The 19,367-nt window shown below is 72.2% G+C and carries 15 protein-coding genes and 1 pseudogene; 10 read left to right on the top strand and 6 right to left on the bottom strand.

Features of this window, described 5'->3' with window-relative positions; genetic code table 11:
* Positions 1-44: 44 nt before the first annotated feature.
* On the bottom strand, positions 45-728 hold the full coding sequence (locus ACIRFL_RS31510) for a GDSL-type esterase/lipase family protein (protein ID WP_404035036.1): 684 nt from the start codon (positions 726-728) through the stop codon (positions 45-47).
* A gap of 105 nt (positions 729-833) precedes the next feature.
* Between ACIRFL_RS31510 and ACIRFL_RS31505 the strand changes: the two genes are divergently transcribed.
* Entirely contained in the window at positions 834-1,808 is a 975-nt protein-coding gene (locus ACIRFL_RS31505; RefSeq protein ID WP_404035034.1) for a WD40 repeat domain-containing protein, read from the top strand.
* Positions 1,809-2,099: 291 nt separating this feature from the next.
* A complete protein-coding gene (locus ACIRFL_RS31500) occupies positions 2,100-3,623 on the top strand; it encodes a cellulase family glycosylhydrolase (protein WP_404035032.1) in 1,524 nt (507 codons plus the stop codon).
* A 92-nt stretch (positions 3,624-3,715) separates the two neighbouring features.
* Here the strand turns inward: ACIRFL_RS31500 and serC are convergent, their stop codons facing one another.
* Positions 3,716-4,834 carry a phosphoserine transaminase gene (serC, locus tag ACIRFL_RS31495; protein WP_404035030.1) on the bottom strand — a complete coding sequence of 373 codons (1,119 nt, stop codon included), beginning with the start codon at positions 4,832-4,834 and terminating at the stop codon, positions 3,716-3,718.
* Between the two features lie 691 nt (positions 4,835-5,525).
* On the opposite strand from serC, the gene ACIRFL_RS31490 reads away from it, so the two are divergent.
* The 4 genes and pseudogenes from ACIRFL_RS31490 (at position 5,526) to ACIRFL_RS31475 (ending at position 11,391) form a co-directional block, all read left to right on the top strand.
* Positions 5,526-8,408, top strand: a complete 2,883-nt coding sequence (locus ACIRFL_RS31490) for an FAD-binding and (Fe-S)-binding domain-containing protein (protein ID WP_404035028.1) — start codon at positions 5,526-5,528, stop codon at positions 8,406-8,408.
* A gap of 4 nt (positions 8,409-8,412) precedes the next feature.
* A pseudogene (locus ACIRFL_RS31485) lies at positions 8,413-9,167 on the top strand (metallophosphoesterase family protein).
* A gap of 143 nt (positions 9,168-9,310) precedes the next feature.
* A complete protein-coding gene (locus tag ACIRFL_RS31480; RefSeq protein ID WP_404035026.1) occupies positions 9,311-10,243 on the top strand; it encodes an EamA family transporter in 933 nt (310 codons plus the stop codon).
* Positions 10,244-10,377: 134 nt separating this feature from the next.
* Positions 10,378-11,391, top strand: coding sequence for an NAD-dependent epimerase/dehydratase family protein (locus tag ACIRFL_RS31475; protein ID WP_404035024.1), 1,014 nt, complete (start codon positions 10,378-10,380; stop codon positions 11,389-11,391).
* Here ACIRFL_RS31475 and ACIRFL_RS31470 read toward each other — a convergent pair whose 3' ends face one another.
* A complete protein-coding gene (locus ACIRFL_RS31470) occupies positions 11,392-12,726 on the bottom strand; it encodes a DNA-binding protein (RefSeq protein ID WP_404035022.1) in 1,335 nt (444 codons plus the stop codon).
* Between the two features lie 262 nt (positions 12,727-12,988).
* On the opposite strand from ACIRFL_RS31470, the gene ACIRFL_RS31465 reads away from it, so the two are divergent.
* Positions 12,989-13,735 carry a hypothetical protein gene (locus ACIRFL_RS31465; RefSeq protein WP_404035020.1) on the top strand — a complete coding sequence of 249 codons (747 nt, stop codon included), beginning with the start codon at positions 12,989-12,991 and terminating at the stop codon, positions 13,733-13,735.
* An 8-nt stretch (positions 13,736-13,743) separates the two neighbouring features.
* On the opposite strand, the gene ACIRFL_RS31460 is transcribed toward ACIRFL_RS31465, so the two are convergent.
* Genes ACIRFL_RS31460 through ACIRFL_RS31450 form a run of 3 tightly spaced genes read right to left on the bottom strand, consistent with a single transcriptional unit; the run spans position 13,744 to position 15,174 of the window.
* Positions 13,744-14,082, bottom strand: coding sequence for a DUF397 domain-containing protein (locus tag ACIRFL_RS31460; RefSeq protein ID WP_404035018.1), 339 nt, complete (start codon positions 14,080-14,082; stop codon positions 13,744-13,746).
* A 20-nt stretch (positions 14,083-14,102) separates the two neighbouring features.
* Complete coding sequence (locus tag ACIRFL_RS31455; RefSeq protein ID WP_404035016.1) at positions 14,103-14,363, bottom strand: DUF397 domain-containing protein; 261 nt, start codon at positions 14,361-14,363, stop codon at positions 14,103-14,105.
* Positions 14,329-15,174: a helix-turn-helix transcriptional regulator gene (locus tag ACIRFL_RS31450; protein WP_404035014.1), complete on the bottom strand. Its 846-nt coding sequence runs from the start codon at positions 15,172-15,174 to the stop codon at positions 14,329-14,331. Before ACIRFL_RS31450 ends, ACIRFL_RS31455 begins: the two co-directional genes overlap by 35 nt.
* A gap of 120 nt (positions 15,175-15,294) precedes the next feature.
* Here ACIRFL_RS31450 and ACIRFL_RS31445 point away from each other — a divergent pair, with 120 nt between their 5' ends.
* From ACIRFL_RS31445 to ACIRFL_RS31435, 3 genes are read left to right on the top strand one after another with little or no spacing between them, the layout of a single operon-like run.
* A complete protein-coding gene (locus ACIRFL_RS31445; RefSeq protein ID WP_404035012.1) occupies positions 15,295-16,098 on the top strand; it encodes a TIGR03084 family metal-binding protein in 804 nt (267 codons plus the stop codon).
* Positions 16,095-17,771 (top strand): acyclic terpene utilization AtuA family protein, encoded by a 1,677-nt coding sequence (locus ACIRFL_RS31440; protein WP_404035010.1) that lies wholly within the window; start codon positions 16,095-16,097, stop codon positions 17,769-17,771. The genes ACIRFL_RS31445 and ACIRFL_RS31440 overlap by 4 nt, the downstream gene beginning before the upstream one ends.
* Positions 17,768-19,366, top strand: a complete 1,599-nt coding sequence (locus ACIRFL_RS31435) for an acyl-CoA carboxylase subunit beta (protein WP_404035008.1) — start codon at positions 17,768-17,770, stop codon at positions 19,364-19,366. Before ACIRFL_RS31440 ends, ACIRFL_RS31435 begins: the two co-directional genes overlap by 4 nt.
* Position 19,367: the final 1 nt, after the last annotated feature.

Raw genomic sequence — 19,367 nt, 5'->3', positions numbered from 1 at the left:
CGGTACAACGATACGCACCGTGACCAGGGGACGCCGGAAATCGGTCAGCTTGTTCCGGCCGCGTACTGGTGCCCGATCCCCCACGCCCCCCACATCGCCCCCGCGAACGCCTCCGCCAGTTTGTGTTCGCCGCTCCGGTTCGGGTGGGTGCCGTCGTAGGTGTCCGTGTGGATGTCGTACGGCTCCGGTAGGGAGGCCAGCAGGAGGGGCGAGGACGGCTCGTCCAGGTCCGCCACCGCCTTCGCCAGCAGTTCGTTGAACCGGGTCACCTGGTCGGCGAAGTGCGGGTCCGTCGCGGCGCGGATGTTCGGGATGACCGGAAGCAGCACCATGCGGACGGCCGGGTCGGCCTCGCGCGCGGCGGCGACGAAGGCGCGGGCGTTGCGGGCGGTCTGCTCGGCGTCCGTGTAGAAGCCGAGGTCGATCAGGCCCAGCGACACCAGCAGCACATCCGGCCGGCGCTCGCGCACCGCCTCGCCGATCAGCGGGGCCATGTGCAGCCAGCCCTCGCCCCAGCCGGCCAGGTGGCCGCGGGGGAAGTCGGGCTCGGCGTAGGCGTAGGAGGTCGGCGCGTCCGCGGACTTGTCGTACAGCGTCTCCCGCGGGCCGACGAGCGTGAACGGGCCGCAGTACGTCGCGCACAGGTGCTGCCAGAGCCGGTAACGCCATGTGTGGTCGCCCGCGCTTCCGATGGTCATGGAATCACCGACGGGCATCAACCTGAGCATCCGCTCATGATGGTCGATCACGACGGCGGACGGGATGTGAGGCCCACCACGTCATGAGGCCCACCACGTCGGGCCGGCCGCGGGCCGGGATGGCAGGCTTGGGTCATGCGTCGATCGTTGGCCCTCTTCGCCGGGGCCCTGCTCACAGGTGCCCTCGCCGTGCCGCCCGCCTCCGCGGCCGACGGTGACGGGGGGTTCACGATCCAGGACCCGCGGATCACCGAGTCCAGCGGCCTGGCCGCCTCCCGCCTGCACCCGGGCATCTACTGGACGCACAACGACAGCGACGACGGGCCGTACCTCTACGCCGTGGACGGCGCCACCGGCAGGACCGTCGCCACGGTGACGCTGAGCGGCGTCGGTTCCCCGCGCGACGTCGAGGCGATCTCCATCGGACCCGGCAACCAGATCTACGTCGGTGACATCGGCGACAACCTCGACGGCTCGTGGCCGTACGTCTGGATCTACCGGCTGCCCGAGCCCAAGACGCTGAAGGACCAGACGATCCGCGCGACGCAGTACGTGGTGAAGTACGCGAACGGCGCGCGGAACGCGGAGTCGCTGGCCGTGCACCCCGCAACGGGGCGGGTGTACATCATCGACAAGAAGGAGGACGGCGGGCACCTGTACGAGGGACCCGCACGGCTGTCGGCGTCCGGCACCAACGTCTTCAAGCCGGTCGCGCCCGTCGACCTGTGGGCCACCGACGCCGCCTTCTCGCCGGACGGCCGGCAGTTCGCGGTGCGCGGCTACTTCGGCGGGATCCTGTACGACTGGAACGGCGGCGACATCCGGCGCCGGCAGCGGCTCGACGTGCCCTTGCAGCGGCAGGGGGAGTCCGTGACCTACTCCGCGGACGGGACCAGGCTCCTGTACGGCAGCGAGGGCGCCGGGAGTTCGGTGACGGCCGAGGACGCGCCCGGGTCCGGCGGGGGCTCCGGCCCGTCCTCCGGGAACGGGCACGCCGCGGCCGGCGGGGCGGGCGGCGTGAGCGCCGACTCCGGCCTGAAGGTCGCCGGGCTCGTCGCGGTGGCCGCCGCCGCCCTGCTCTGGCTGCGTCGGCTGCGCCGCCGCGGCTGAGCACGGGGCGGCGCTCGCCGCGCATCTTGACGCGTGCATGGTGTGCCAGTTTGCTGGGTGGTGCGCGGTACATGGGAGCGCTCCCATGAGTTCCGGGGCCGCGCCTCCCCGAGAGGACTCAGCCATATGTTCCGCAGCCATATGTCCGGCCCGCACATGTCGGGCCGGCGCATGTCGGGCTGGCGCATGTTGGACCGGCACGTGTTCGGCCGCCCTATGTCCGGCTGGCACACGTCCGGTCGCCTTGTGTCCGGCTGGCACACGTCCGGCCGCCCTATGTTCGGCCGCCCTATGTTCCGCTTCCGCGGATTGCGGAGGGCGCTGGGTGCCGCCGCCGTGGCGCTCCTGTTACCGCTGTTCTCCCTGGCCGCCCTGGTCGCCGCCGGGCCCGCGCACGCCGTGGCCGACGCCGGGGCCGGCTACTGGCACACCAGCGGCCGGCAGATCCTGGACGCGGCCGGACAGCCGGTGCGCGTCGCCGGCATCAACTGGTTCGGCTTCGAGACCGGCAACCACGTCGTGCACGGCCTCTGGTCCCGCGACTACAAGAGCATGATCGACCAGATGAAGTCGCTCGGTTACAACACCATCCGGCTGCCCTACAGCGACGACATCCTCAAGGCCGGCACCGTCCCCGACAGCATCGACTTCTCCGGCGGCAAGAACGCGGACCTCCAGGGGCTCACCTCGCTCCAGGTCATGGACCGCATCGTGGCGCACGCGGGCCAGGACGGCATGAAGGTCATCCTCGACCGGCACCGCCCCGACTCCGGCGGCCAGTCGGCGCTCTGGTACACCGCCGCCGTCCCCGAGTCGACGTGGATCGCCAACCTCAAGGCGCTGGCGACCCGTTACCGGGGCCAGGACACCGTCATCGGCATCGACCTGCACAACGAGCCGCACGACCCCGCCTGCTGGGGCTGCGGCGACCAGGCCACCGACTGGCGGCTGGCCGCCCAGCGCGCCGGCAACGCCGTCCTGTCCGCCAACCCCGACCTGCTGGTCTTCGTCGAGGGCGTGCAGACGTACAACGGGGTCTCCGGGTGGTGGGGCGGCAACCTGATGGGCGTCGCCCAGTACCCGGTCCAGCTCGACGTGCCCAACCGGGTCGTGTACTCCGCCCACGACTATGCCACCAGCGTCGCCCAGCAGAGCTGGTTCAGCGACCCCACGTTCCCCGCCAACATGCCCGGCGTCTGGGACAGGTACTGGGGCTATATCTTCAAGCAGAACATCGCCCCCGTGTGGGTGGGCGAGTTCGGTACGACGCTGCAGTCCACCGTGGACCAGAAGTGGCTGGCCGCCCTGGTGGACTACCTCCGGCCGACGGCGGCGTACGGCGCCGACAGCTTCCACTGGACGTTCTGGTCGTGGAACCCCAACTCCGGTGACACCGGCGGCATCCTGAAGGACGACTGGACGACCGTGGACACCGTGAAGGACGGATACCTGGCGAGCGTCAAGGCGCCCGGCTTCCCGGGCGGCGGCGGTGGCGACGACGGCGGCGGGAGCACGCCCGCGTGCAGCGCCGTCTACACCGTCAGCAGCGACTGGGGCAGCGGCTTCAACGCCGATGTGCGGATCACCAACACCGGCACCACCCCCATCACCTCCTGGAAGGTGACCTGGACATGGAGCGGCGGGCAGCGGGTGACCTCGCTGTGGAACGCCGCCTACACCCAGAGCGGGGCGAGCGTCACGGCGGTGAACGCCGCGCACAACGGGGCGATCGCCGCGGGTGGTTCGGCCGGCTTCGGCTTCGGCGGCGCGCCCGGCGGCGGCACCGTGCCGAGCCTGACCTGCGCGGCCACCTGACGGGCCCGTACGAGCGAAGGGCGCCCGGCGAAGAAGCACCGGGCGCCCGTGCGCCGTACCGGAAGCGGCGGGTCAGCGCCGTACGGAAGCGGTCAGAGCTTCTCGATCACGTAGTCCACGCAGCGGGTCAGCGCCTCGACGTCCGCCGGGTCGACGGCCGGGAACATCGCGATGCGCAACTGGTTGCGGCCGAGCTTGCGGTACGGCTCGGTGTCGACGATGCCGTTGGCGCGCAGCACCTTGGCGACGGCCGCCGCGTCGATGTCGTCGGCGAAGTCGATCGTGCCGACGACCTGGGAGCGCTTGGTCGGGTCGGCGACGAACGGGGTGGCGTACTTGGACTCCTCCGCCCAGGAGTACAGGCGGGTCGAGGAGTCCTTGGTGCGGGCCGTGGACCAGGCGAGGCCGCCCTGGCCGTTGAGCCATTCCAGCTGCTGGTTCAGCAGGAACAGGGTGGCCAGCGCCGGGGTGTTGTACGTCTGGTTCTTGCGCGAGTTGTCGATCGCCGTGGGCAGCGAGAAGAACTCGGGGACGTGCCGGCCGCTCGCGTGGATCCGCTCGGCGCGCTCGATCGCCGCCGGGGAGAAGACACCGATCCACAGGCCGCCGTCGGAGGCGAAGGACTTCTGCGGGGCGAAGTAGTAGACGTCGGTCTCGGCGACGTCGACCGGGAGGCCGCCGGCGCCGCTGGTCGCGTCCACCAGCACCAGCGCGCCCTCGTCGGCGCCGGCCACCCGCCTGATCGGCATGGCGACACCGGTCGAGGTCTCGTTGTGCGTGAAGGCGTAGACGTCGACGCCCGCCTCGGCCCGTGCCTCCGGGTGGGTGCCGGGGTCGGTGGCGATGACCGTGGGCTCGGCCAGCCACGGCGCCAGCTTGGCGGCCTTGGCGAACTTGGACGAGAACTCGCCGAACGTGAGGTGCTGCGACTTGTTCTCGATCAGCCCGTGGGTGGCGATGTCCCAGAACGCGGTGGAGCCGCCGTTGCCGAGGACGACCTCGTAGCCGTCCGGGAGCGAGAACAGGGCGCCGATGCCCTCGCGCACCTGGCCGACCAGGTTCTTCACCGGGGCCTGGCGGTGGGAGGTGCCCAGCAGGGACGTACCGGTGGCGGCCAGCGCGTCCAGCGCCTCCACCCGAACCTTGGAGGGACCCGCGCCGAACCGACCGTCCGCGGGCTTGATGTCAGCAGGAATCTGGATCTCAGCCACGAGGTGAGGTTAGCCGTGGAAGAAACCCGGGCGAAACCTCGTCCGTCGGCTGAGACGGCGTTTCGGGTGACGTGCCCTCGCGTGCTGACGGCCACGACATCCGCGCGCGGGGGGCTCAGCACCGGAGCGCGGGGGGCCGGCACCGGCGCGCACGGCCTCCGGCTCCGGGCCGGCGACGGCTTCGGCACCGCGCGGCGCCGATGGCCCGACGGGTGCCCCGGCCCTTGACGGCAACCTTGACGGCAGTCACCACGGCCCCCGTTCACGCGCCCGGCTGCCCGCTGCGAACGCGGCCCGCGCTCCTTCCCTCGCCCGCGCTCCATGCCTGCCCGAGGGCCCGGCTGCCGCGCCCGCGGGCTCAGCGTCCTTGCGCGCGGGTCCTGGCTGCCGTGCGCGGACCCCGCGCCGTCCGGCGGGGCGGATTCCGGCGGGCCTTGGTTTTCCCGTGCGCGCCCGAGGTTCTGGCACCGTGCTCCAAGGCTTCCGCGTCCGAAAGCCTCGGCTCCCCTGAGTGTGGGCCGCGCCCATGTGCCCGCGCCCCATCCCTGCCGGGGGCCCCGGCTCCCGTGCCCGTCCTCGGAGTGCTCTGCGCCCGCCGTGTAGGCCCCGGTGCCCCGTGTGGGGGCCGCTGGAGCAAGCGCATGCGTTCCGGTGGCTGCGGTGCTCGCCGGGCGGCTGGTTTGCTGGGGGTATGACGGATCTTGCGGTCGAGCTGCGTGGGGCCGTCCGGGGTGAGGTCGCCTTCGACGTCACGTCCCGGGCGCTGACGACCATGGACGCGTCCAACTACCGGCGGATCCCGCTCGGGGTGGTGGCGCCGCGGGACGCCGACGATGTCGCCGCCGTCCTCGGCGTGTGCCGGGCGCGCGGGGTGCCGGTGGTGGCCCGCGGCGGCGGTACGTCGATCGCCGGGCAGGCCACCGGCACCGGCGTGGTGCTGGACTTCACCCGCCATATGAACCGGGTCCTGGACATCGACCCCGGCACCCGCACCGCCGTCGTCCAGCCCGGCCTGGTCCTCGACCGGCTCCAGGAGGCCGCGGCGCCGCACGGCCTGCGCTTCGGACCCGACCCGTCCACCCACGGCCGGTGCACGCTCGGCGGGATGATCGGCAACAACTCCTGCGGCGCGCACTCGGTGGCCTGGGGCACCACCGCGGACAACGTCCGGGAACTGGAGGTGTGCACCGCCCGCGGTGAGCGGCTGCGGCCGGGACCGGACTGGGCGGGCGCCCCGCAGGGGCTGCGCGCCCTGGTGGAGGGCGAGCTGGCGCTGCTGCGCACCGGCTTCCCCGAACTGCCCCGCCGTATCTCCGGGTACGCCCTGGACGCGCTGCTGCCCGAGCGCGGCGCCGACGTCGCCCGCTTCTTCTGCGGCTCGGAGGGCACGCTGGGCGTGCTGACCCAGGCGGTCGTACGGCTCGTCGAGGACCCACGCGCGCGTGCCCTGGCCGTGCTCGGCTACCCCGACGAGAGCGCCGCGGCCGACGCCGCCGCCGGTCTGCTGCCGCACTGGCCGCTCACCGTCGAGGGCATGGCGGCCGACCTGGTGCCGTCGCCCGCCGGGCTGCCCCGGGGCGGGGCCTGGCTGTTCGTGGAGACCGGCGGCGACTCGGCGGCCGAGGCACGCGCGCGTGCGGAGGAGATCGTCCGCGCGGCCGACGTCGTCGACGCGCTCGTCGTCACCGACCCCGGCGCCCAGCGGGCCCTGTGGCGGGTCCGGGAGGACGCGAGCGGCACGGCGACCCGGATGCCGGACGGCACGGAGGCATGGCCCGGCTGGGAGGACTGCGCGGTGCCGCCCGCCCGGCTCGGCGCCTACCTGCGGGACTTCCGCGCGCTGCTGGCCGCGCACGGGCTGCGCGGCACGCCCTACGGGCACTTCGGTGACGGCTGCATCCATGTCCGTATCGACTTCGACCTGCTGACCGAGGCCGGCATCGGCCGCTTCCGGTCCTTCTCCGAGCAGGTCGCCGACCTGGTCGTGGCGCACGGCGGCTCGCTGTCCGGGGAGCACGGGGACGGGCAGGCGCGGGCCGAACTGCTCCCGAAGATGTACGGCACCCGGCTCCTCGGCCTCTTCGAGCGGGCCAAGGCCGTATGGGACCCCGACGGCCTGCTCAACCCCGGCATGCTGGTCCGCCCCGCACCCCTCGACGCGAACCTCCGCTTCTCCGCCCTGCCCCGCGAACCCGTCCCCGTCGCCTTCGGCTACCCCGGTGACGGCGGTGACTTCGCCGCGGCCGTACGCCGCTGCGTGGGCGTCGCCAAGTGCCGTACGACGACGGCGGCCGGCGCCTCCGTCATGTGCCCGTCCTTCCGGGCGACCGGCGAGGAGGCGCACTCCACGCGCGGGCGTGCCCGGCTGCTGCACGAGATGCTGGCCGGCGAACTGGTCACGGACGGCTGGCGCTCGACCGAGGTCCGGGACGCGCTCGACCTGTGCCTGTCCTGCAAGGGCTGCCGCTCCGACTGCCCGGTCGAGGTCGACATGGCCACCTACAAGGCCGAGTTCCTGCACCACCACTACGCCGGACGGCGCCGCCCGGCGGCCCACTACACGATGGGCCGGCTGCCCATGTGGCTGCGCTGGGTGGCGCGCGCCCACATGGCGCCCGCCCTCAACGCGCTCGCCGCCGTACGGCCCCTCGCGCGCCTGGCGAAGCGGGCGGCCGGGATCGCGCCCGAGCGGGACCTGCCGCGGCTGGCCAGACAGCCGTTCGGCCGCTGGTGGCGGCGGCACGAGCAGGCCTCGGCGGACGGCGGTGACCTCGTCGTGCTGTGGCCGGACACCTTCACCGAGCACTTCTCGCCCGCGGTGGGCCGGGCGGCCGTACGCGTGCTGGAGGCAGCCGGGCTCCGCGTGGCCCTCCCGCCGACCCTGCACCTGGCGGCGCCCCCGGTGGGCGGCGGCAGGCAGGCCGACCTGAACCCGCTCGCGATCCTCCGGGGCCGGGGCCGGGTCTGCTGCGGTCTGACCTACATCTCCACGGGCCAGCTCGATCGGGCCCGCGCGGTGCTGCGCCGCACCCTCGACCTGATGGACCCCGTGCTGCGGGCCGGGGTGCCCGTCGTCGTCCTGGAACCCAGCTGCGCCGCCACCCTCCGCACCGACCTGCCCGAACTGCTCCATGACGACCCGCGCGCGGCCCGCCTGGCGGCGGCCGTCGTCACCTTCGCCGAGGCACTGGAGCGGTACGCGCCCGACTGGACCCCGCCCGCGGTGGACCGGCCCGCGGCCGGCCAGACCCACTGCCACCAGCACGCGGTCCTCGGTGACGCGGCCGAGCGGCGGCTGCGCGAGGCCGCGGGCCTGACCGGTGACCTCAGCGGCGGCTGCTGCGGTCTTGCGGGCAACTTCGGCTTCGAGAAGGGGCATTACGAGGTGTCCGTTGCCTGCGCGGAGGAACGCCTCCTGCCCTCCGTACGCGAGGCCGCCGAGGACGCGGTGATCCTGGCGGACGGCTTCTCCTGCCGCACCCAGCTGGCGCAGCTGGCCGGGGTCCGCGGGCGGCACCTGGCGGAGGTGCTGGCCGCGGCCCTGGACGACGCCGGGGACGCCGGGGAAAGGTGAGCGCATGTCGTTCGACCGTGTCGCCGTGCTCTCGGACATCCACGGCGTGCTGCCCGCCCTGGAGGCCGTCCTCGCCGAGCCCGACGTGGCCGGCGCCGACCGCATCGTGCTCACCGGTGATCTCGCGGCCGGTCCGCAGCCGGCCGAGGTGATCGACCTGCTGCGGGCGCAGGGCGAGCGGGTCCTGTGGATCTCGGGCAACGCGGACCGCGAACTGGTGGAGTTCCGGCGCGGCGCACGCGACGACATCCCCGACCCCATCGCCCCGTTCGCCGCCGAAGCCCTGCGCGCCGACCAGGTCGACCTGCTGGCCGGTCTGCCCACGTCCCTGACCCTCGACGTCACCGGCCTCGGCCCGGTCCTGTTCTGCCACGCCACACCCCGCGACGACGAGGAGGTCGTGCTCGTCGACTCCCGTCCCGAGCGCTGGGCGGAGGTCTTCACCGACCTCGATCCCGCCGTCCGCACCGTGGTCTGCGGCCACACCCATATGCCCTACGTCCGCCTGGCCCACGGCCGGCTCGTCGTCAATCCCGGCAGTGTCGGCATGCCCTACGGACGCCCGGCGCCCACTGGTGCCTGCTCGGCCCCGGCACCGACCTGCGGGTCACGCCGTACGACATCCCGGCTGCCGTCGACCGCCTGGTCGCCGAGAGCGCCTACCCGGACATCGCCGCCTGGGCCGACTACTTCCTGCACGCGCGGGCCACGGACACCGAGGTGCTGGAGCAGTTCGGGCCGCGGGACGGGCGACGCTGAGGCCGCCGGCGGACTTAGCCGTACTCGGCTCGTCTCGGCATCCAGGACAGTGGCATACCGGGTTCACACACCTGACGGGAGTCAACTACTCTGGACTCGGAAGTACACCATGATGAACGCCTGATCGATCCCCTGGACCGCCCGTGACCACCCGCAGCGCCTCCACGCCGACTTCCGCCTCGACCACCGCCCCGCCCGGGGCCGCCCCCGCGCAGAGCGCGGCACCGCGCCGGTTCGGGGCGCTCGGACTCGTCTTCTCCGGCGGCATCTCGGTCCAGTTCGGTGCGGCGCTCGCCGTGACCCTGATGCCGCGCGCCGGCGCCTTCGGCGTGGTGACGCTGCGGCTGCTCGCGGCGGCCGTGGTGCTGCTCGTGGTGTGCCGGCCCCGGCTGCGCGGCCACTCGCGCACCGACTGGGGCACCGTGATCGTCTTCGGCATCACGATGGCCGCGATGAACGGCCTGTTCTACCAGGCCGCCGACCGCATCCCGCTGGGCGCCGCGGTCACCCTGGAGGTGCTGGGCCCGCTGGCCCTGTCCGTGCTGGCCTCCCGCCGGGCGCTCAACGCAGTCTGGGCGGCCCTCGCCCTGGCCGGCGTCTTCCTGCTGGGCGGCGGGGGCTTCACCGACCTCGATCCGCTGGGAGTCGCTCTGGCGCTCGGGGCGGGGGCCATGTGGGCGACCTACATCGTCTTCAGCGCCCGCACGGGCCGCCGCTTCCCGCAGGCCGACGGGCTCGCCCTGGCGATGGCGGTGGCGGCGCTGGTGTTCCTGCCGCTGGGCATCGCCGAGTCGGGCAGCAGGCTCCTGGACCCCACCACCGTGGCGCTGGGCTCGGCGGTGGCGGTGCTCTCCTCCGTCCTGCCCTACACCTTCGAACTCCTCGCCCTGCGCCGCCTGCCCGCCTCCACCTTCGCCGTCCTGATGAGCCTGGAACCGGCCCTCGCCGCCGCCGCGGGCTTCCTGATCCTCGGCCAGGCCCTGACCGTGACCCAGTCCCTCGCCATCGCCCTGGTCATCGCGGCCAGCATCGGCGCGATCCGCACCCAGGTGGGCCGCCGCAAGCCAGCCACCTGACCGGTGGGCCAACGGGTCACTGCGTGGCGTGAGCCAGGAAGTCGGCCCAGGCGGTGGGGGACGTCACCGACAGTGGGCTGCCGATCCCGGGCGGCGCTTCCCCCGCCTGGCCGCGTGACGGCAGGATCGGGGTCATGCGCATTCTGGTGATCGGCGGAACATGGTTCCTGGGCAAGGCCATTGCACAGCGAGCGCTCGCGAGGGGGTGGGCCGTCACCACCTTCAACCGTGGACGATCCGGCGCGGACGTCGATGGAGTCCAGCCGGTCCGCGGCGACCGTACGGTCCGGGAGGATCTGGACCGGCTCGCCGCACACGGCCCGTGGGATGCCGTGATCGACACGTCCAGCTCCGACTTGGCGCCGCGTGACGTCCTGCTGTCCGCCACCGCCCTCCGGGGCGCGGCACGGCGATGGGTTCACCTCTCCACCGTGTCCGTCTACGAGGGCTGGCCTCACCAGCAGTTGACGGACGCCTCGCCGCTGCTGGTGTGTCCGGCGGACGCGGACGAGACGTACGGGTATACGGGCGCGGACGGCAGTCCCACCGTCTACGGGTTCCAGAAGGCCGGCGGCGAACGCGCGGTGACGGAGGCATTCGGGGAGGCCGCCGTCTTCCTGCGGCCGGGTGTGATCCTCGGCCCCGGCGAGTACGTCGGCCGCCTCCCCTGGTGGCTGAACCGTGCCGAGCGCGGCGGGCGCATCGTGGCCCCGGCCCCGGCCGGGCAGCACATCCAGCCGGTGGACGTGCGGGACGTCGCGGAGTTCGCGCTGGACCAGGCCGCAAGCGCGACCAGCGGCGGCTACAACGTCACCCACCCGGAGGGAATCACCTTCGACAGCTTCCTCGGCGAGTGCCTGGCGGTGACGGACAGCACCGGAACACCGGTGTGGGTGACGCCCGAGGTCCTGATCGAGCAAGGCGTGAAGCAGTGGACGGAACTGCCGCTGTGGCGTACGCACGCCGGCGTGTGGTCGGTCGACTCGGCGAGGGCCGTTGCGGCGGGCCTGCGGTGCCGGCCGGTCGCTGAGACGATCCGGGACACGTGGGCGTGGCTGGCCCGGGACGGGCGCCCCGTGGACCACCCGAGGTGGGCAGAGCACGGGATCGCCCCGGAGAAGGAGGCCAAGATTCTGGCCTCCCTGTAATCACGCTTCGAGAGCGAGCAGCCCGACGTGCGGGCCGATCTGATGCGGTGGGGAAACCCGGTTGAAGTCCTCGATCCGTTCCCGGATCTGCCCGGCGAGCTGCGCGCCGTGGTACGCCGGGCGCGACAGGTGGCGGTGGACGCGGGCGGTACGGACCACGATGCCCGTCATCCGTTGGTCGCTCGGGATCTCCCACACCGGTGCGAGCGCTTCGGCGGCGCCCTCCACGTCATTGGCCAGGAGGCGGGCCATGGCCAAGTCGGCCGAGGCGCCGCCTCGGACATGCGCGGACTGTTCATCCGGTGCCCGCTGGCCGAGGAGGGTGAGGGCCTGGTGGGCGGCGGCCTCGGCCTGGTCGCTGTCGCCGACGATGAGCGCGGTGGTGCTGTTGGACATGGCCAGTCGCTCGGCGGTGAAACCGAACTCGCCGCCCACCGTGTCGTGGAGCTCGTCCCGGCGGTCGCGGCCGGGCTCCTCGGAAAGACGGATAGCGCGCTGCGCGGAGGCGATGTCGCCGAGGTGGGCGTATGCGCGGGCCTGGATGGCGTGGAGGCGGCGCTCTGCGACGTCGCCGAGCCCGCCGTAGGACAGGGCGCGTTCGGCTTTGGTCACGGACTCCGTGTTGTCGCCGGCGTGGTACGCGATGTACGCGAGCGAGCCGTCCGCGAATCCTCGCAGCGGGGTGAACCGTGTGGTCTCACCGAACAGGGCGGCGGTGCGGGCGAACGTCCGCGCATGGCGCAGGTAGCCGAGATTGAAAGCCGCGGCGGACAGCAGGGCCGCCACTTGGCCGTTGAGGATCATCAGGGACTGGAGCTGTGCGGGAACCTGCGTGCGGTCCCGCTGGTCCTCGACCTTCCGGCGTAGTTCCTCGGCCTCCTCGAACGCCCTCACGGGGGCGAGCCGGTGATAGCGGCGAGCGAGGGTGACGACCTGATCGTGGAGCTCGTCGACGGTGTTGTCTGAGATGGACATACCGGCGGTTGCGCCGGCGGCCTCATGGGCATCACGTGCGGTCATTGCGATTCGTTCTTCCAGATCCAGGTCGTATGCGGGTACCTGGGGGTCGATGACCTCGGACGGGTGCGCGAACAGTTGCGCCGCCGTGTAGCCGGGGAACATGCGCTCAAGTACCGTGCATGTCTCTGCGCCGGGCAGGCCCACGAGCTTGCCGCCCGTCCAGCGCCGGAACTGAGGCTCGCCGCAGGTCGGATTGTTGGGGTTCCGGCCGAACAGGTCCACGCCGGTCAGCGTGAACCGCTCATTGAACTTGCGGTACGTCAGCCTCTCCCGGTCACACAGCAACCTGAGCAGTGTGGTCGGTTCGCTGCTCATACCGCCCCCAGTCTCCGGCGCCGTTCAGCCGGCGCGTCCGCGGATCGATCCCTTCCGGGAAGGGGACACCGCCGCTTCTCCCCATGGCAACCCGCTCTGGAGAGAAGCGACTTCAGAGCTACCCAGAAGCTATGTGGGTCACTCGGAAGTGCCGTAGAGGCAACCCGCAAGGGCATGGCGGGGCTATGAGCCGATGGAGAACGCTGATCGCCTACCCCGTGGGCGGGGACTCCCCGCCCCGTTCCCCGGACAAGGCGTGACGATGAGCAGATCACGAACCACACGGGAGCAAGCCGCCCCCAAGCTGAGCGCCGCCGAACTACTCGAACTCAGCGAAGCCGACGGCGACGGCGACGCAGAGCCTTTGGAGAGCGCGGACCTGTTGGCCCGCCGGATGCGGGAACTCGCGGTCTCCCACTGGCTCCTGACCGCCTCCGACGACCGGGAGCAGGCCCGGAAGCAGTGGGCGGACCAGGGAATTGCGCTCCTGGCCTGCGGCGGCATCCTCTCCGCCGTGCGGATTCCCGCCGGACTCGTCTGGGCGGCGGCCGGTACGGAGAACCTGGAGGAGACGGACGGCTTCCTTCGCCGGTTCTTCGATGGCGGCGCGGTGTTCATGGACCTCCACGCCCGCCTCTATTACGTCCTCGTGCCCGGGCTCACAGATTGGAAGTGGAGTGACCGGGATTTCCCCGGGGTGGAATGCCTCGGCACGGGTCATTTTCCTGGGCGTTCCGGCCCCGTGGATCGGGGAGCGGCGCGGACGGGCCTACTGGTGCGTGCCCATGGACTCCCCGGGTGGGCTCACATACGTGGACGAGGTGAAGGATCTGCTCAGCCTCGGCGTGGCAGCCCGGGCGGAGAGAGCTCTCCGGTGACCGCAGCGGACGCATCAGCAGACCCGCTGGTTCTCCTTCCTCCGCCCGGCCTCGCTTCAGGCAAGGCGAGCTGGGAGGTCAACATCGGCGCGGTCCGCACCCACGTGGGCCGCCGCAAGCCATCCGCCTGACCGGCGGGTCACTGCGTGGCGTGAGCCAGGAAGTCGGCCCAGGCGGCCGGTGTGAAGGTCACGTGCGGCCCGGCAGGCTGCTTGGAGTCCCGGACGGCTATGTGCGGGGTCAGGTCGGCGACCTCGACGCAAGCGCCGCCGTTGTCACCGCTGTACGACGACCTCTGCCATACGGCGCCACCCAGCGGGGCACACTCGACGCACTCGCCTCCGGTGCCGCCGCTGTACGAGGACTTGCGCCAAGTGGCGGTGCCAAGCGGGGTGCACTCCACGCAGTCCCCTCCGGTGTCGCCGCTGTAGGACGACTTACGCCAACGGGCTCCTGTGAGTGTCCGGTTGTTCCGCATGGCGTTCCTCCCGTGTGGGGTCACTGCGTGGCGTGAGTCAGGAAGTCGGCCCACGCGGTGGGGGAGAAGGTCACGTGCGGCCCCGTGGGCTGCTTGGAGTCGCGGACGGCTATGTGCGGGGTCAGGTCGGCGACCTCGACGCACTGACCGCCGGTGTCTCCGCTGTACGACGACTTGCGCCAGGTGGCGGTGCCGAGGGGAGCGCACTCCACGCATTCGCCTCCGGTGTCGCCGCTGTAGGACGACTTACGCCACGTCGTGCTCGTCAGGTCCAGGGTCATTCCCATACCTCTCCTCCATCACGCGGGCGATGAGGGCTGCCGAGCTATCGATGGAGAGGGCAGCCGCCTGAAGGTGATCGTAACGGACCGAACCCTCTTTGAGAGCTTCAGGATTGGCCGTCATATGGCCCTGGACGAAGTCCTCGGTGTAGACGATGTCGGGGTCCTTCTCGAAGCGCAGAAGGCAGAATGAGCCCATCAGCCCCGTGTGCGCTCCGGCTTCGAATGGCAGCACCTGGATGTCCAGCCACGTGTGCTTTTGCAAGTCCAGCAGGTGTGCGAGTTGCTTCCGCATGACTTTACGGCCGCCGATCTCCTGATGCAGCACCGCCTCGCTCAGCACCACCCATGCCACCGGTGGTTGATCGCCGTGCAGGATGCGCTGGCGCTCCAGCCGAGCGGCCACCCTGCCGTCGAGATTGCCGTCGTTTCGGCTGCCTAGCACCGCTCGTGCGTACGGCTCAGTCTGGAGGAGTCCATCCACCAACTGAGCCTGAAACGTGGAGACATGGGTCGCCATCGCCTCCATCTCCGCGTACGGCTGGAACCAGCTCGGCAACTGGCTCCGCAGGACCAGCCCCACCAGCCGTGAGAACGTGCCGTCCGTTCCCAGGGCCGCGTCCACCCGTTCGGAGAACTCTCTCTGCGGCACCCTTGCCGCGCATTCGATCTGGCCGATCAGCGACCCCGTGCAGAAGACGATCGAGCCCAACTGCGCCAGCGTCAGTCCCGCGGCTTCCCGCGCCCGGCGCAGCTCGTAGCCGTAGTAGTCCAACGGCGATGCGCTGGGGTCCAGTTCGCGGCTTCGCATGCCGGCCACCTCCTGTCACCGAGAGTAGCGATACGCAAGCACACGGGGAGCGGAGTTGTGGAAAACCAATTCATGCAAGCGTGCTTGATTGTTTCTGGGGGTGCTGTCATGCTCCTCCGCATGGCCGACCCCACGCCTGTTCTTGATGATCTGTGCGCGGAGGGCGACGAACTGGACCGACTCGTAAGGGAGTCGGAGCCGAGAGCCTGGGCGCTCGTCACCCCCGCGCCGGGCTGGACCGTCGCCCACCAGATCGCGCACCTCGCCTGGACCGACCGTTCCGCGCTGCTCGCGGTCACCGACGCGGACGCGTTCCGGGGGCTGGCCGAGAAGGCCCTCGCCGCACCGGAGACATTCGTGGACGAGGGCGCGGAGGACGGGGCCCGGGAGGCGCCCGACGCGCTGCTGGCGCGGTGGCGCAAGGGGCGGGCCGCGCTCGACGAGGCCCTGCGTGCCGCGCCCGTCGGCGCCCGTTTCCCCTGGTACGGCCCGCCTATGTCGGCCGCATCCATGGCCACCGGCCGACTCATGGAGACCTGGGCCCACGGCCAGGACGTGGCGGACGCCCTGGGTGTGGTCCGCACCCCGACCAACCGGCTGAAGCATGTGGTCCGCATCGGTGTGCGGGCCCGGGACTTCGCCTTCGCCGCCCATGGGCTGCCCGCACCCGCCGAGGAGTTCCGGGTGGAGGTCGTCGGCCCGTCCGGTGAGGTCTGGGCGTACGGCCCCGAGGGCGCCGCGCAGCGCGTCACGGGGCCCGCGCTCGACTTCTGTCTCCTGGTCACCCAGCGTGCCCACCGGGCCGACCTCGCGGTGCGTGCGGTGGGTGCCGACGCCGACCGCTGGCTGGACGTCGCGCAGGCGTTCGCGGGCCCGCCGGGCGCCGGGCGGGAGCCGGGGCGCGGGCCGGGGGAGCGGTCGTGACCGGACCGCTGCGCATAGGCAACGCCTCCGGTTTCTACGGCGACCGGTTCGACGCGATGCGCGAGATGCTGACCGGCGGCGAACTGGACGTGCTGACCGGCGACTACCTCGCCGAGCTGACGATGCTGATCCTGGCCAGGGACCGGCTGAAGGACCCGGGCGCCGGGTACGCGCGTACCTTTCTGCGGCAACTGGAGGACTGCCTCGGGCTCGCGCACGAGCGCTCGGTCCGGATCGTGACCAATGCCGGCGGTCTCAATCCCGCCGGACTCGCCGACGCCGTACGGGCGTTGGCGGACCGGCTCGGTGTCCCGGTGCGGGTCGCGCACGTGGCGGGCGACGACCTGACCGCCGACCACCCGGGCCTGGCCGCCCACGCCTATCTGGGCGGCTTCGGCATCGCGGAGTGTCTGCGGTCCGGCGCCGACATCGTGGTCACCGGGCGGGTGACCGACGCGGCGCTGGTCATGGGTCCGGCTGCCGCGCACTTCGGCTGGGCGCCCGGGGAGTACGACCGGCTCGCGGGCGCCGTGGTCGCCGGACATGTGCTGGAGTGCGGGGCGCAGGCCACCGGCGGCAACTACGCCTTCTTCACCGAGGGCGACGTCCGCCGTCCCGGCTTCCCGCTCGCCGAGATCCACGAGGACGGCACCGCCGTCGTCACCAAGCACCCCGGCACCGGCGGCTTCGTGGACGTCGGCACGGTCACGGCCCAGTTGCTGTACGAGACGGGCGGCGCCCGGTACGCGGGGCCGGACGTCACCGCGCGCCTCGACACCGTACGGCTCATCCAGGAGGGACCCGACCGGGTGCGGGTCGAGGGCGCACGCGGGGAGGCTCCGCCGCCGGCCCTGAAGGTCGGCGTCAACCGGCTCGGCGGCTTCCGCAACGAGGTCGTCTTCGTACTGACCGGGCTCGACATCGAGGCCAAGGCGGCGCTGGTGCGCGAGCAGATGGCCGACGCGCTCGCCAAGTCCCCGCCCCGGGAGGCGCGGTGGGAGCTGGTCCGCACCGACCGGGCGGACGCGGACACCGAGGAGACAGCGAGCGCGCTGCTGCGGCTCGTCGTCAGGGACGGCGATCAGGCGGTCGTCGGCCGGGCGCTCAGCGGCGCCGCCGTCGAGCTGGCGCTGGCCAGTTACCCCGGCTTCCATGTGCTCGCGCCCCCGGGGAAGGGCACACCGTATGGGGTCTTCGAGGATGTGTACGTCCCCCATGGTGCCGTCGACCATGTGGCCGTCCTCTACGACGGGCGCCGTATCCCCGTGCCGGGACCCCAGGACACCCGGGTGCTCGACGCCGTACCGGAGCCGGACCTGCCGGCGCCGCCGCCCGCCGGGCCGACCCGCCGGGCCCCGCTGGGGCTGGTCGCCGGGGCCCGCAGCGGTGACAAGGGCGGGAGTGCCAACGTCGGCGTCTGGGTCCGTACCGACGACGCCTGGCGGTGGCTGGCGCACGAGCTGACCGCCGACAGATTCCGGCAGTTGATACCCGAGAGCCGGTCGCTGACCGTGACCCGTCACGTGCTGCCCGGTCTGCGCGCCCTCAACTTCACCGTGGAGGGCATCCTCGGCGCGGGCGTCGCCGCCCAGCACCGTTTCGACCCGCAGGCCAAGGCCCTCGGCGAATGGCTGCGCTCCCGCCACCTGGACATCCCGGAGGCCCTGCTGTGACGGTCCTCTCCTCCTCCGTCGACGTGCGCGGCGCCGACCACCGGGCGAACCGCGAGGCCATGCTCGCGAGACTCGCCGAGCTGGACGCCGAGCACGCGAAGGCCCTCGCGGGCGGCGGTCCGAAGTACGTGGAGCGGCACCGGCGGCGCGGCAAGCTGCTCGCCCGCGAGCGCATCGAGCTGCTGCTGGACCCGGACACGCCGTTCCTGGAGCTGTCGCCGCTGGCCGCCTGGGGCAGCGACCACACCGTGGGCGCCTCCCTCGTCACCGGCATCGGCGTGGTCGAAGGCGTCGAGTGCCTGATCACCGCGAACGACCCGACCGTGCGCGGCGGCGCCAGCAACCCGTGGAGCCTGAAGAAGGCGCTGCGCGCCAACGACATCGCGCTCGCCAACCGGCTGCCCTGCATCAGCCTGGTGGAGTCGGGCGGCGCCGATCTGCCCTCGCAGAAGGAGATCTTCATCCCCGGGGGCGCCGTCTTCCGGGACCTGACCCGGCTGTCCGCCGCCGGCATCCCCACCGTCGCCGTCGTCTTCGGGAACTCCACCGCCGGCGGCGCCTACATCCCCGGCATGTCCGACCACGTGATCATGGTCAAGGAGCGGGCGAAGGTGTTCCTCGGCGGTCCGCCGCTGGTGAAGATGGCCACCGGGGAGGAGAGCGACGACGAGTCCCTGGGCGGCGCGGAGATGCACGCGCGCGTGTCGGGGCTCGCCGACCACTTCGCCGTGGACGAACGGGACGCCCTGCGGCAGGCGCGGCGCGTGGTGGCCCGCCTCAACCACCGCAAGGCGTACCCCGATCCGGGCCCGGCCGAGCCGCCGAAGTACGACCCGGAGGACCTGCTCGGCATCGTCCCGGGCGATCTGAGGGCCCCCTTCGACCCGCGCGAGGTGATCGCCCGGATCGTCGACGGCTCCGACTTCGACGAGTTCAAACCGCTGTACGGGACGAGCCTGACGACCGGCTGGGCCGCTCTGCACGGCTACCCGCTGGGCATCCTCGCCAACGCGCAGGGCGTGCTGTTCAGCCCGGAGTCGCAGAAGGCCGCCCAGTTCATCCAGCTCGCCAACCAGCGCGACATCCCGCTGCTGTTCCTGCACAACACCACCGGTTACATGGTCGGCAGGGAGTACGAGCAGGGCGGCATCATCAAGCACGGCGCGATGATGATCAACGCGGTCAGCAACTCCACGGTGCCGCACCTGTCGGTCCTCATGGGTGCCTCCTACGGCGCCGGGCACTACGGCATGTGCGGACGCGCCTACGACCCGCGGTTCCTGTTCGCCTGGCCCAGCGCCAAGTCGGCCGTCATGGGCCCGCAGCAGCTCGCCGGGGTGCTGTCGATCGTGGCCCGCCAGTCGGCCGCCGCCAAGGGACAGCCGTACGACGAGGACGGCGACGCGGCGCTGCGCGCCATGGTGGAGCAGCAGATCGAGGCCGAGTCGCTGCCGATGTTCCTGTCCGGGCGGCTGTACGACGACGGCGTCATCGACCCGCGCGACACCCGTACCGTCCTCGGCCTGTGCCTGTCCGCCCTGCACACCGCGCCCTACCAGGGTGCGCGGGGCGGCTTCGGCGTCTTCCGGATGTGAG

The sequence above is a fragment of the Streptomyces sp. NPDC102462 genome, assembly GCF_044765425.1.
Taxonomy (GTDB): domain Bacteria; phylum Actinomycetota; class Actinomycetes; order Streptomycetales; family Streptomycetaceae; genus Streptomyces.
The sequence above is the reverse complement of the archived record's forward strand: the minus strand, read 5'-3'. Positions and strand labels throughout refer to the sequence as shown.